Consider the following 12,988-nt stretch of genomic DNA (forward strand, 5'->3'; position numbering starts at 1 on the left):
GTGTATAGAATAATATATAACAATATCGGCATACAATTTGCTTTAATATAATTAATATTAAAAAGAGCGGCAAAGATTGCCGCTCCCTTTTGAAAATAGGATTGAAAATGAAAAAGACACTTTTAGCGTTAGTTCTAGCGAGCGTTTCTACAACAGCGGCTGCTGATTCTTGGATTTACGCTGGTGCACAAGTGGGTTCAGCTGATTACAGAGGCGAAAGTTCAACAGTATACGGTGCGCACGTTGGTACTGGTATTTTGCCTTTCATCGGTGTTGAAATGGGTGCTTGGAACCTAGGTTCTTACGATTACGGTAGCCAATCAACAGATGTAACGTCTGTAAACTTTGCAATTAAGCCAAGTATCGATTTCGGTCCTTTACATGTTTACGGTAAAGCAGGCATGCACAGCTGGGAAGCTGATGGTTACCGTAAAGATGACGGTGTTGATCCATTCTTTGGTTTAGGTGTTGAATACAATATCTTCCCAATGTTCACTGTTGGTGCTGGTTATAACAACTTCACAGTAGGTGACGAAAACATTGATTTCGCTTCACTTAACCTAACGGTTCATTTCCTATAATCACAACATTGTTTGTTTTTATTTGAAATAGAGAGATACAAAAATGGCGACCAATGCGGTCGCCATTTTTATTAGTAATCAATAGAATCGTTAGTTATGATTATTGTTATTAATCAACCAGTTGATACTGCTCTTTTAATACTTTAATTATTTCTGCTTTTGGATTATCACTTAACATAATTGGCGCACCAGTGATTTTAGCGGCAATGTCTAAGTATGTTTTTGATAAGTCCATCATTGCTTCGAGTGGCAATGAGTTCTCAGTTGCTAACGCAAAGCGCTCATCCATACGGTTCTTATTCAAAAGAATGTCAGGTTCAGGGAAGTGGTTCAACAAGAACTGACGGAAACCTTCTTTTGAATTTTCAATAATATGACCAGAACGGTAGGCGTTTTTATCCCAAATACGTGATGAATCAGGCGTACCAACTTCATCCATGTAAATTAATTTTTCGTTGCCTTGTGCGTCATTAACATAACCAAACTCAAATTTTGTATCAACAAAAATTTGGTCAATGTCATTTAAGGCTTTAGAGATAACCGCAAAACCTTCTTTTAACAGTTTTTCGTATAAGGCGATATCTTCAATCGAAGAGAAGTTGAAAGCACTAAAATTGTTTTCAATGTCCTTACGGGTAATGTTTACATCATCAACTTCAGGAACGCCTTCAATGCCTTTTAAAACGCCTTTTGTTGATGGCGTTAATAAAAGATCAGCCAGTTCTTCGTCTTTTTCTAGGCGTTCAGGGATCTGAATACCACAGAATTCACGTTCACCATTGGTGTAAGCGCGCCACATTGAACCCGTAATGTATTGACGGCAAATCGCTTCAATCATGACTGGTTTTGCTTTTTGAACAATCCAAACAAATGGATGAGGAATATCTAAAATATGGCTATCCGCTAAATTATTATCTTTAAATAATTGGAACCAATGGTTCGAGATAGCATTTAGAGCCGCGCCTTTCCCCGGAATCCCTTTAAGTCCGCCTTCACCGTGCCAAATACAATCAAATGCTGAGATGCGGTCACTGATCACCATAATAGCAAGAGGGGCGTCAGGTGCCACGTTATAGCCTTTCTCTTTGATAAGACGACGGCTATCTTCCTCTGTTAACCAATAAACTGAACGGACTTTACCGCTATGCACCGGCTTGTCCGTACGGATTGGTAAATCATCATTCACGGCAAGTACTTGTTCGGAAAGGCTCATTATAGAATTCCTATATAAACTTATGTGTAAAAACAGAGAGCATCATACCAGAACTCGGGAGCTCTGCCAGTATAAAAAGCAAACGATTGCTTTTTATGTTTGTTTTTTTCTATTGTCGAAAGGATGTTGAGCAATAGAGTCGGTATCAGTTACACTGTCTGATTAAGAAAAAAGAGTTCAAAAGAGGCTAAAATGTCATCAAATAAATTACTAGCAATGGCGATGCTATTCGTATCAAACAGCAGTTTCGCTAGCATGTGTCCAGTGACGATCGAAAACGATGTTTTGTTAACTCCTAAAGGAGAAATAAAAGTCGAAAAAGCGCAAGATAAATTACGCATTGATGGCAATGGCAACGTATTTGTTAATGGTGATAAGTTAGCGCTTTCTTCAGAGCAAAAACAAGCGATCGAAGAATATCAGAAGCAGGTGTCTGGCTATATTCCAGAAGTGGTTGATTTTACAGATAAAGGCATTCTTGCTGCTCAAGATTTTGATAGCGAAATTGAAACGTCATTTAATGCAGAAGGATCATTTGATTCTGTTAAAACGAAAATTAATGATTACGGTGATGTTGCAAAACAAAAATTCTATCGTGGCAAAGATATGATGCTAGAGCATGACTTCTTTAAAGAAGTAGATACGTCATGGAAGCAAGATTTTGAAGTCATGATTAAGAGCCTAGACAAAGAATTGTTTGCAAGTGTGTTTAACTCTTTGTCAGATAAAATGCAGAATGGCGAACTTAATTTCACAGAGTTACAGCAACAATTTGTTGATGTTCAATCGTCAATTAAGATGAAGATGGAAGAACATAAAGTCGATATTAAGAAAGATGCTCAACATTTATGTGATTCTGCAAAAGACATTGCGATGGACGAAGAACAACTACATAAAATTGTTCCTGAGCTACAGTTGTATCCAATGTTTTCTATTTAGTGTTAATTCATCGAATAAATAGTGATGAATGACGGCCCCTTATTTATATAAAAAGACGAGTAAACACATGTTAACTACCTATCAAAATATTATGTTCTCTAAAACAGTATGCCCATTTTGTGTTAAAGCCAAAGCGATTTTGGACGATAAAGGCATTAAGTATAAAGTATTAACCGTTGGTGTTGATTTAAGCAAAGAAGAAATGGTTGGCTTGATTCAAGATAAAGAGGGCATTTTAGTTAATACTGTGCCTCAGATCTTCCTTGATGGTAAATTTGTTGGTGGTCATGACGATTTAGTGGCGCTTTTTGAACGTCAAGACACCGACATGGATTTAGATGATTTTGAACTGTAGAATGTCGTTCAATTAAATACGAAATAAAGTCACAACAAGATTTTTTGTTGTGACGATATAATATATAAGAGTGATGAATATGTGGGCTTCTCTTTTAACTTTAATACAGGATGACGGCACAGTAGTGTTATGTTTTCCTGATAGCTTTCAGCCGGATGCTGAACCCACCTTAAAAGGGTTTAAAGATTCTTTAGAAGAGATTGGGGCATTGGATTTTTTCTTTGATGAAAAAATCATAATGACGATCATTAACGATGTTAAAAGTGGCATCGTTGCTCATCACCAAAATAGAAAAATTGCAGAACGTCGTAATGCCGAAGTGTTCCTTGCTGTAGAAGAGCGCGATATGAAAGCAACGATGTCTGTTATTGGTGCCTATGGTGGTCGAGATGTACAAAGTACGGACATCATAGCGGCATTAACCAGCATGGAAGTGACTCGCGGTATCAGTCGAAATGCCTTAAAGAAAATAATGGTACTAGGTCGAAACTTAGCTGCTGGAGAGCGAATTTCTCAATTGGTCGCAAAAGGCAAAGAGCCTATTGATGGTTCTAACGCTATTTTTACTGCACTGGTTGAAGATTTTCGTGAACAAGCTTTACAGCCTCAAGAGAAAGAGGGTGAAGAAGATAAAGTTGATATGCGCGATCTTGGTGAGACAATCACGGTGGTTGAAGGTGATGAATTAATCCGTCGAACGCCTCCCACAAAAGGCATTGATGGTTTTACTGTAAAAGGTGAAGTGATTCATGCGACGGCAGGAAAAAACAGTAAATTACGAGCAGGAAAAGGTGCGGGGATTTCTCCTCAAGATCCTGAATTGTTAATTGCAACAACCTCTGGCATGCCTTGGGTAAATGCAGAAGGTGCTGAAGTTGATAATGCGCTTTGTTTAAATGCGGTTGATATCTCAACGGGCCATGTCAAGTTTAAAGGGTGCGTGATTATCAGTGGTGATATTGCACCGGAGATGATTGTTAGAGCGACAGGCAGTATTACCGTTGGCGGGTTTATTGAATCTGCAGATGTGCAAGCTCATGGTGATATTATTGCGATGAAAGGGATCATTGGTCATCAAGTAGAAGCTGGTGAGGACTACTCTTGTTTTGTTAAAGCCGGTGGTAAAATAACGGCTAAGTTTGTTCAATCGGCTAATTTACAAGCGTCTGGCGATATTGAGTTAGGTTTACACGCCATTCAGAGTTTTATAAAAAGTAAAAATGCAGTTTCCGTAATGGATAGCTCTGGGCGTAATGGCTCTATTGTTGGTGGAGAGATTTATGCAGGTTCTACAATTACAACTGTGAATCTTGGGGCTACCGCTGGCACTGAAACGTTAGTAAAAGCATTTACACGTTTTGATAAATACAAAGAAAACATTGCAGATTTAAATGCGAAATATAAAGCAGCGCAAGAAAACACAATGAAAGTCGTTCGTGCTGAAATGGAGCTAGCAAAGATCCCTAAATCAGAAAGAACAGAAGAACAGACAACGCGTGTTAAAACGATGAAAGAAGAATCAAGTAAAGAGATAACACAATCAATGACTCGATTCCAATCAGCAGAAGAAGAGCTAAGAAAGCAATTAGCAGAGAACGTTGTTAAAGTTACTGAGCGAGTGTACCCAAGAGTGACCATTCAATACTCAGATGAACAAGTCACAACGAAACGTGAACATAGTCCATGTAAAATATATTTTAATGAATATGAAATTAAGATAGATCCGATTATCTCAAAAAATCCCCATTTAATGGACAGTTAATTCAATATTAACGATAAAAATAATAATAAAGTCGCTCATTGTAGCGGCTTTTTTGTTGCCAAAATGTATGTGTGTAAACCATGTGTTATCACTATGATAACGATAAGAGTTGATAATTCCTAACTGTGATCTGCATCGATTTTTCTACTTGCGATAGGCTTAATATTGGGGATACTTATAATAGTTAGTTTGAAAATCGTGCTTTTCAATAGGATGTTGAAGGTCGATGTTGGAATATATCGAGGGCAATTATGAGTAATGTTATTGAGTTTAATTATGGTTCATTTCTCGTTGACTCAAGTAATCAAAAATGGACGTTTTCTCAAGCGTTAAAAAGTATTATTCCCACGTTCGGAACAGTTTGGAATGCATCTGTACATGACAAAACACCATTAAAAGAACGATTACGTTTAGAAGCATTAAACGTACTCTCGACACACATAAATGATGAATCGAATATTATTCGGTTAATCCGTTTAGCTCGAATTGAAGGTATTTCTGATTTGAGAGTCATGCTTCCTTATTCTTTAGATGAAGAGCAGATCAACTATATCCTTGCAAATACACACACGACTATTTCCCAGAAGGGAGAAGGGATTGATCTTCTTATCATTCATCTTAAAGAAAAAGAATAAAGGTTAATGTAAAATTGTTAATTTTCGATTTAATGTTAACCATTGTTCATCTGTAAAATAATAGCAATTATTGTTTGATATAATGGCACTTGCGGTGCCTAATTGTTGAGCTTTATTGATTGTTTCTTGCTCTGTTAAATTACTTGAAGCCTTTAAGCGGATGAGTCTGTTTAACTCAACCCCATTTTGTAATAACACATCACAGCTCGGCATCATCGTATTTGCTGTAATAAAGATCCATTTCTTCTGTTTAGATAAACTTTTAAGTAATTGAATGAAGTGCTGCTCGCATTGTTCATTAGTCTCTTGCGCGATGTGAGAAATACGCTGTGCAATATGTTGCGCGTATGAGTTTGATCGAGTTGTGAATGCCATCGTTACGTTCATAATATTTACCTGTTTATCCATACAGTGTGTATTTATACAGTACTTTTATTTTGATTAACGATCAAGCTATTTTTGATTTTTTAATCGATTTATACACTCGTAAAGTAGAGCTAAGCCAAAGAAAATAGCCAATAGCTAAGCAGGGTAGGCTTTTAATCAAACAGAATGTGTTTCATTTGGTATCATAGAAAGCATACGAGTTTAAAACTGATAGAAACTAAATTATGTATGAGACGTCATTGCTAGAACCCATTTATGCATTTCTACACTGTGAAACGCCTGATGAATGGATTGATGAAGCGAAGAAGCCAGAGAATTTATCGATTATTCTTCGTGATCATTTATTGTGTGAATTGAAAGCGGCACAAAGTGCGATGTATTTAATTCGTAAATACGCAGTAGATAAAGAAAGTGCAGCCACGTTATTGGAATGGTTTAAACCTTATGAAGAATTCGTTTATAAGAAAGTAGGATCATTAGAGAGCTTGAAAGGCAAAAGTAATATATCAAAACGTATTACGGCACGAGCAGATGCAGTTTATAGCCAAGAGCTTATTGATAAAATGGTGTTATTGATAAAAGAAGAATTGCATCATTTTTATCAAGTGCTAGAGATAATGGAAGAACGGAATATCCCCTATGAAGCAATTACAGCCAGTCGTTATGCTAAAGGGATGCTAAGTAATATTATTACTCATGAACCGCACACGCTTATCGACAAGCTTATTATTGGTGCTTTTATAGAGGCACGTTCATGTGAACGTTTTGCTAAGTTGGCACCTTATTTAGAAGATGATTTGGCTAAATTTTATATTTCACTATTACGTTCAGAATCTCGCCATTATCAAGATTACCTTTCCTTGGCAGAAGAAATTTCAGGGGGGGATATCAGTAAGAGAGTTGCTGTTTTTGCAAAAGCTGAAGCCGATTTAATTCAGTCACCAGATCATGATTTTAAATTTCATAGCGGAAAACCAATAACAATAAATTAATAATCTTAGTGTTTTTAATAAATAACAGATAATAAAAAAGGTCGCATTGTGCGACCTTTTTTATTTGATGTATGTTTCGGCCATTAGCGTGTGGTTATTACCATTTCTTTTTCGGTTGAAATAAGACATCAATCTCATCATCTTTATTTTTATCTAATTGGTCTTGAAGTTCTTTATCTTGTTTTCTCTTTGTTTTGTTATTCAATTCATCAAGCATATCTTGCAGTTGAGTTCGTGCTTTATTTGAATAACCATCATTTTTACTTGATAGGGCATCAATCCCTTTTTTAAGTAATTGACGAGCAGTACCTGCTTGGCCACGTTGAGTTGCTTCTTTGGCTCGCTTTACTACGTTTTCGATATTAATTCGAACTTGAATTGATTCAAGACGCGCGTTTTCAGCAACAAAGACTTGGGTATTTACACGGCCTTTTTTATGTTCCGCACGAAGCGTATCTCGTAAACGTTTAACTAATTTCAACATAACGATGGCTTGTTTATCATTGCTTGGCACTTTGAAATTCGTGCTGTCGCCGCCAGTATAATTTGTTTTTAGCTGTTGAAGTTGTTGTTCCATGTTTTCAATGCGCGCAGGGTACGAACGATCAGTGGGTGATAATTCAGCGATTGAGCGTAAAGCGTCTAGAATTCGTTGATTTAAGCAGACTAATAACTCTTTACTGTAAGGTAAATGGTGGGCATTACTGATTAACTCTTCGGTAGAATCAATAATCATCATGTGTTTTGCAGATTCTTGTTTTTTAGCGGATTCAATTTTTGTTCTGTACTGAACAATAACATTATAGCCAATAATCAAGGTTAGTAGAATTGCAAACAGTCCAACAATAAGAGCAATATTCATAGTTTAATCATACATCCAGTAGTAATAGTTGCCAGTGTAACACCTTGTAAACTAAATGAATAGAAGGCGGCTAACTCCAAATAACAAATTAGCGCAAAGGGCTTTTAGATACTAGGAGTACATTAAGATTTATCGACATGGGATGGTATTTCTTTAATGAATTGTTATTAAACAAAAATTAAAGTTGATAAGGCTTTGAAAATAGGACTAAATAAGGATATAACTATATCGAATAAGTGACATAATTTTCGATGTAAAGGATTACAGGAATAAAATAATGAAATTACAACAACTGAAATACATTGTTGAAGTGGTTAATCACAGCCTTAATGTGTCTTCAACCGCAGAGTCTTTGTATACCTCTCAGCCTGGTATTAGTAAGCAAGTTCGATTGTTAGAAGATGAACTGGGTGTGCAAATCTTTGAACGAAGTGGCAAGCACCTTACTCGAGTTACGCCGTCGGGTGAAGAGATCGTAAAAATATCTCGCGAGATTTTATCCCGAGTTGACAGTATCAAAGCGGTGGCTGGTGAGCATACTCACCCAGAGAAAGGGTTGTTGAACATTACGACGACGCATACTCAGGCTCGTTATGCTTTGCCGGATGTGATTAAAGGTTTTACTTCTCGTTATCCTCAAGTTTCTTTGCATATGCACCAAGGCACGCCAACGCAAATGTCAGATGCAATTGCAAAAGGCACGGCGGATTTTGCAATTGCAACAGAAGCGCTTCATTTATATCACGATGCCATTATGTTGCCTTGTTATCACTGGAACCGCTCGATAGTAGTAAATAAAGATCATCCACTGGCACAGAAAAAACACGTGACAGTTCAAGATCTTGCTGCTTATGAATTGGTTACTTATGTGTTTGGTTTTACTGGACGCTCGGAGTTAGACAGTGCGTTTAATAAAGCAGGGTTAACACCTAAAATTGTCTTTACGGCTACCGATGCTGATGTCATTAAAACTTATGTTCGTTTAGGTATTGGTGTTGGTGTTATAGCAAGCATGGCAATGGATCCTGAAAGAGATTCAGATCTAGTTGCTATAGATGCAAGTCATATATTTGATGCAAGTACAACAACGATTGGCTTTAAGCGTGGTTCATTCCTAAAGAGTTATATGTATGACTTTATGGAACGTTTTGCACCACATCTCACTCGCCCAATCGTAGAACAAGCAACCATGCTTAAAAATAATTATGAAATAGAAGAGATGTTTAAAGACATTAACCTTCCTGTCCGTTAAGATCGCCTCGATTTAATTTCTAGGGTGTCATCGGATGCAATCTCAGTTTTTACATATCGACCGTTTGTTAACTCAGACGGTCTTTTTTTGGCAATTTTCTGCGTTTCATTGCGCTGATTATCCATGGAGAGAATCACACCCAACACTTGTTGAATGGTTAGAGTCACTTTCTTTAGAAGAAATACGACACCTAAAAAACACCCCCTTAGCGCTTGCGCTTGCATTATCTCACTATATTCCTGAAGTAACGGAATTATCTCATTTTACTCAATTTCCTCTTTTGGCTGCGCCATCACAATGCATACCTAAAGGATTTAATTCAGGAATAAATGGTCGTAAGTGGCAGCAAATAACCAATTTAAGTGCGTTAAGTTCTGATTTTTACTCTCCAGAGTCTGAATGGCTAGAGTGGTGCGGTGGTAAAGGCTATTTAGGTAGAGTATTAAGCTCTACAACGAATAAAAAAGTAACTACATTAGAATGGCAACAAGAGCTCTGTGATAGCGGCCAACATTATGCAGACAATCATTCCCTTTCTATGCGTTTTATTCAAGGGGATGCGTTATCTAAACAAGCATATTCATTGATTAAACCTCAACAACATGCGGTTGCTTTGCATGCTTGTGGTGATTTGCATTTGAGTTTAATCGAAGCAGGCATAGAGAATAACATTGAGGCATTGACGATTGCGCCTTGCTGCTTTCATTTAACTGAAAATGAAGAATACCGCCCATTATCTTTCTCTGCTCAAGATTCATTATTACGATTAAGCCGTGTTGATTTGCGTTTACCATTGCAAGAAACGGTGGTTGCAGGGAAGCGAACGCAACATCATCGTGAACAAGAGATGTGTTTTCGTTTAGGGTTTAATGAATTACAAAAATGGGTAACAGGAAGTTCGGAATATATTACGGTTCCGAGTATTAAAAAATCACTACTTGCCGAAGGGTTTGAAGCGTTTTGCCATTGGGCTGTGGCGCACAAAGGCATTAAGCTAGTAGATAATATTGATTATTCAATCTGGTTAGAGAAAGGAGAGGCTGCTTTTATTCTGATGGAAAAATGTGACCTTGTTCAGCATCTTTTTAAAAGACCATTAGAAATGTGGTTGTGTTTTGATAGAGCGTTGTATTTAGAAGAGTCAGGTTATGAAGTAAGAATTGGGGAGTTTTGTTTGAAAGAAGAAACGCCAAGAAATATCGTGATCCAAGCAAAGTTAGGATGAGAGCCACTCCTGTCATTATCTATTCATTTTTATTGGTTGAATGATAATAAAAAAAGGCGCTAAATACCTTGTTTACACAAACGTATTTAGCGCCTTTTTTGATATTTACTCATCGTTAGACTTAAAGAACAGCAGCAATGCCTTTACATAATGGCAGCATGTTGTCTTTCGTCATACCAGCAACACTGATTCGACCTGAACCAACGATGTAAATTGCAAACTCATCTTTTAGGCGATTCACTTGTTCTTTAGATAGACCAGAGAAAGAGAACATGCCATTTTGACGTTCAATAAAGCTGAAATCAGCGTCTACGCCTTGCTCTTTTAGAGTCGTAACAAACAGAGTTCGCATCTCTTGAATACGAGCTCGCATTTCTTGTACTTCTTGCTCCCACTCAGTACGCAACGCATCATCATTTAAGATGTAAGTAACGACAGCGGCACCATGAGCTGGTGGGTTAGAGTAAATAGAGCGAATAATTGCTTTCACTTGTGAGAACGCAGTAACAGAAACTTCAGGGTCTTTAGCTACCAGCGTAAATGCACCGACACGTTCATTGTATAAACCGAAGTTTTTAGAGAACGAACTCGCAACAAGTAATTCTGGGCAGTATTGAGCAAAAGTACGAAGACCAGAAGCATCTTCTTCAACGCCTTTAGCAAAACCTTGGTACGCAAAATCAAACAGTGGTAATAATCCTTTATTTGCACATAATTTTGCTAGTTCTTCCCATTCAGCATCTGTTGGATCAATACCTGTTGGGTTGTGACAACATCCGTGCAGTAATACAACATCACCAGATTCTGCTTGTTGTAAATCTGCCATCATTGCAGCAAAATCTTTCGATTTAGTTTCTGCGTTGTAGTAGCTGTATTGTGCAGTTTCGATACCAGCAGCAGTAAATACACCAATGTGGTTTGCCCATGTTGGGTTACTGATCCAAATTTTCACATCGCCTAATTGGCGTTTAATAAATTCACCAGCTACACGAAGTGCACCAGTACCACCAGGCGCTTGTGCTGTTTGAGTGCGTTTTTCTGTAATGACATCAGCGTTATTGCCAAACAACAGTTTTTGAACAGCTAGGCCGTATTCTGCAGTACCTTGGATGGTTAAATATGACTTTGTTTTTTCAGTATCAAGCAATACAGCTTCTGCTTTTTTTACTGTTTTCAATACTGGAGTCTGACCCGCTTCGTTCTTATAAATACCAACACCTAAGTTGATTTTTTCAGCACGAGGGTCATTTTTAAATTCATCAGTTAGGCCAAGAATTGGATCAGCTGGAGCGGCAGAGATTTTTTCAAACATAGTCATCATCCATGGTGAGATTAAAATAAAAAGTTTAAGAACGGTTTAGTTATTTATACCCGTTTACCTTGTAAGTTTGCAACGATTAGATAACGAAAAAAGTGATTTTTAATCGTAAAAAGGAAAAAGAGAGGCAGAATGGTAATAAATGACAACAGAACGGCATTTAAATACCGTTCTGCTGAATGAAAGAAAGGTTAGTAATTGATTTTAATTTTGTTTGACGCTGCGATAGCATCTTCAATTGCCGACTCAAGATTGTCTCTGCGTGTTATGGCGACCCCTAAGCGACGACGCCCATCAATTTCAGGTTTACCAAATAATTTTATTTGAGTTTGTGGTTGGCTCAATGCCTCTGCCAGTCCATAAAAACGAATATTTGTAGAGGTACCTTGGCCTAAGATCACAGAAGAAGCAGAAGGACCATATTGAACGATGTTATTGATGGGCATTCCCGTAAACGCACGAACATGCAGAGCAAATTCAGACATTTCTTGAGAGATTAACGTTACTAATCCAGTATCGTGTGGGCGAGGTGAGACTTCATTGAAATAAATATCATCGCCTTTAATGAAGAGCTCTACACCAAATAAACCATAACCGCCTAATGCGTTAACGACTTTTTCTGCCGCGTCTTGTGCTTGTTGTAATGCCGCTTCCGTCATTACTTGAGGTTGCCAAGACTCGCGGTAATCACCATCTTCTTGGCGATGACCGATAGGATCACAGAAATGAATGCCATCAACCGCACGGATAGTTAACAGTGAAATTTCGTAATCAAAATCCACAAAACCTTCAACAATAACGCGACCTGCTCCCGTTCGTCCGCCATCTTGCGCGTAGTCCCATGAGGTTTTAATATCATCCTCGGTCTTGATAACGCTTTGTCCTTTGCCTGATGAACTCATTACCGGCTTAATTACACACGGCATACCTACAAATTTAACGGCGTCGACCAGTTCTTCATAGCTGTCTACAAAACGATAAGGAGACGTCGGTAATTTTAATTCTTCAGCGGCTAATCGACGAATGCCTTCACGGTTCATGGTCAATTTAGTCGCGTTAGCGGTTGGAACAACGTTAAGGCCTCGTTTTTCTAATTCAACGAGTTTGTCTGTGGCAATGGCTTCAATTTCAGGCACGACATAATCTGGTTTTTCTTTTTCAATGACTTCTTGAAGTGCATCAGCATCTAACATATCAATGGCATAGCTACGGTGTGCGACTTGCATTGCTGGGGCATTTAAATAGCGATCAACCGCAATAACTTCCAAACCAAGGCGTTGGCATTCAATAGCCACTTCTTTGCCTAATTCACCGGAACCAAGCAATAATACTTTTGTAGCTGAAGACGATAGAGCAGTACCAAACATAATGAATTCTCATGATAGATAGTGAAATATGCCGCTATCATACTAAAATTAGATAGATACGCAAACGATTGCTTTTGATTTTTTATGGGTCTTTTATGCA

13 protein-coding genes are annotated in these 12,988 nt (G+C 37.8%); 8 read left to right on the forward strand and 5 right to left on the reverse strand.

Features of this window, described 5'->3' with window-relative positions; all coding sequences use genetic code 11:
- Positions 1 to 107 precede the first annotated feature (107 nt).
- A complete protein-coding gene (locus AACV33_RS07670; RefSeq protein ID WP_023603452.1) occupies positions 108 to 581 on the forward strand; it encodes an outer membrane beta-barrel protein in 474 nt (157 codons plus the stop codon).
- A 109-nt stretch (positions 582 to 690) separates the two neighbouring features.
- Here the strand turns inward: AACV33_RS07670 and AACV33_RS07675 are convergent, their stop codons facing one another.
- On the reverse strand, positions 691 to 1,794 hold the full coding sequence (locus AACV33_RS07675) for a phosphoribosylaminoimidazolesuccinocarboxamide synthase (RefSeq protein WP_017021266.1): 1,104 nt from the start codon (positions 1,792 to 1,794) through the stop codon (positions 691 to 693).
- A gap of 192 nt (positions 1,795 to 1,986) precedes the next feature.
- Here AACV33_RS07675 and AACV33_RS07680 point away from each other — a divergent pair, with 192 nt between their 5' ends.
- The 4 genes from AACV33_RS07680 to AACV33_RS07695 all read left to right on the forward strand — a co-directional run bounded on the left by AACV33_RS07680 (position 1,987) and on the right by AACV33_RS07695 (position 5,485).
- On the forward strand, positions 1,987 to 2,733 hold the full coding sequence (locus tag AACV33_RS07680; protein WP_182700072.1) for a DUF2884 family protein: 747 nt from the start codon (positions 1,987 to 1,989) through the stop codon (positions 2,731 to 2,733).
- Positions 2,734 to 2,800: 67 nt separating this feature from the next.
- Complete coding sequence (locus AACV33_RS07685) at positions 2,801 to 3,088, forward strand: glutaredoxin (protein ID WP_026025374.1); 288 nt, start codon at positions 2,801 to 2,803, stop codon at positions 3,086 to 3,088.
- Between the two features lie 79 nt (positions 3,089 to 3,167).
- Positions 3,168 to 4,850 carry a DUF342 domain-containing protein gene (locus tag AACV33_RS07690; RefSeq protein ID WP_026025375.1) on the forward strand — a complete coding sequence of 561 codons (1,683 nt, stop codon included), beginning with the start codon at positions 3,168 to 3,170 and terminating at the stop codon, positions 4,848 to 4,850.
- Positions 4,851 to 5,101: 251 nt separating this feature from the next.
- Positions 5,102 to 5,485 (forward strand): hypothetical protein, encoded by a 384-nt coding sequence (locus AACV33_RS07695; protein WP_012550311.1) that lies wholly within the window; start codon positions 5,102 to 5,104, stop codon positions 5,483 to 5,485.
- Positions 5,486 to 5,488: 3 nt separating this feature from the next.
- On the opposite strand, the gene AACV33_RS07700 is transcribed toward AACV33_RS07695, so the two are convergent.
- Complete coding sequence (locus AACV33_RS07700; RefSeq protein WP_026025376.1) at positions 5,489 to 5,872, reverse strand: SulA-like leucine-rich domain-containing protein; 384 nt, start codon at positions 5,870 to 5,872, stop codon at positions 5,489 to 5,491.
- A gap of 224 nt (positions 5,873 to 6,096) precedes the next feature.
- Between AACV33_RS07700 and miaE the strand changes: the two genes are divergently transcribed.
- Entirely contained in the window at positions 6,097 to 6,864 is a 768-nt protein-coding gene (gene miaE, locus AACV33_RS07705) for a tRNA isopentenyl-2-thiomethyl-A-37 hydroxylase MiaE (protein WP_017021270.1), read from the forward strand.
- A gap of 97 nt (positions 6,865 to 6,961) precedes the next feature.
- On the opposite strand, the gene AACV33_RS07710 is transcribed toward miaE, so the two are convergent.
- Positions 6,962 to 7,726 carry a hypothetical protein gene (locus AACV33_RS07710; protein ID WP_012550309.1) on the reverse strand — a complete coding sequence of 255 codons (765 nt, stop codon included), beginning with the start codon at positions 7,724 to 7,726 and terminating at the stop codon, positions 6,962 to 6,964.
- Positions 7,727 to 8,003: 277 nt separating this feature from the next.
- Here AACV33_RS07710 and cysB point away from each other — a divergent pair, with 277 nt between their 5' ends.
- Both cysB and AACV33_RS07720 read left to right on the forward strand, forming a co-directional pair.
- Positions 8,004 to 8,978: an HTH-type transcriptional regulator CysB gene (gene cysB / locus AACV33_RS07715; RefSeq protein WP_017021271.1), complete on the forward strand. Its 975-nt coding sequence runs from the start codon at positions 8,004 to 8,006 to the stop codon at positions 8,976 to 8,978.
- A gap of 34 nt (positions 8,979 to 9,012) precedes the next feature.
- A complete protein-coding gene (locus AACV33_RS07720) occupies positions 9,013 to 10,203 on the forward strand; it encodes a methyltransferase (protein ID WP_182700073.1) in 1,191 nt (396 codons plus the stop codon).
- A 121-nt stretch (positions 10,204 to 10,324) separates the two neighbouring features.
- Here AACV33_RS07720 and AACV33_RS07725 read toward each other — a convergent pair whose 3' ends face one another.
- Together AACV33_RS07725 and purT are read right to left on the reverse strand one after the other, a co-directional pair.
- Positions 10,325 to 11,515 (reverse strand): amino acid aminotransferase, encoded by a 1,191-nt coding sequence (locus tag AACV33_RS07725; RefSeq protein ID WP_026025377.1) that lies wholly within the window; start codon positions 11,513 to 11,515, stop codon positions 10,325 to 10,327.
- Positions 11,516 to 11,712: 197 nt separating this feature from the next.
- Positions 11,713 to 12,888 carry a formate-dependent phosphoribosylglycinamide formyltransferase gene (gene purT / locus AACV33_RS07730; RefSeq protein ID WP_182700074.1) on the reverse strand — a complete coding sequence of 392 codons (1,176 nt, stop codon included), beginning with the start codon at positions 12,886 to 12,888 and terminating at the stop codon, positions 11,713 to 11,715.
- Positions 12,889 to 12,988: the final 100 nt, after the last annotated feature.

Origin of the sequence: Aliivibrio sp. SR45-2, from assembly GCF_963890165.1 — a bacterium.
Lineage (GTDB): Bacteria > Pseudomonadota > Gammaproteobacteria > Enterobacterales > Vibrionaceae > Aliivibrio > Aliivibrio salmonicida.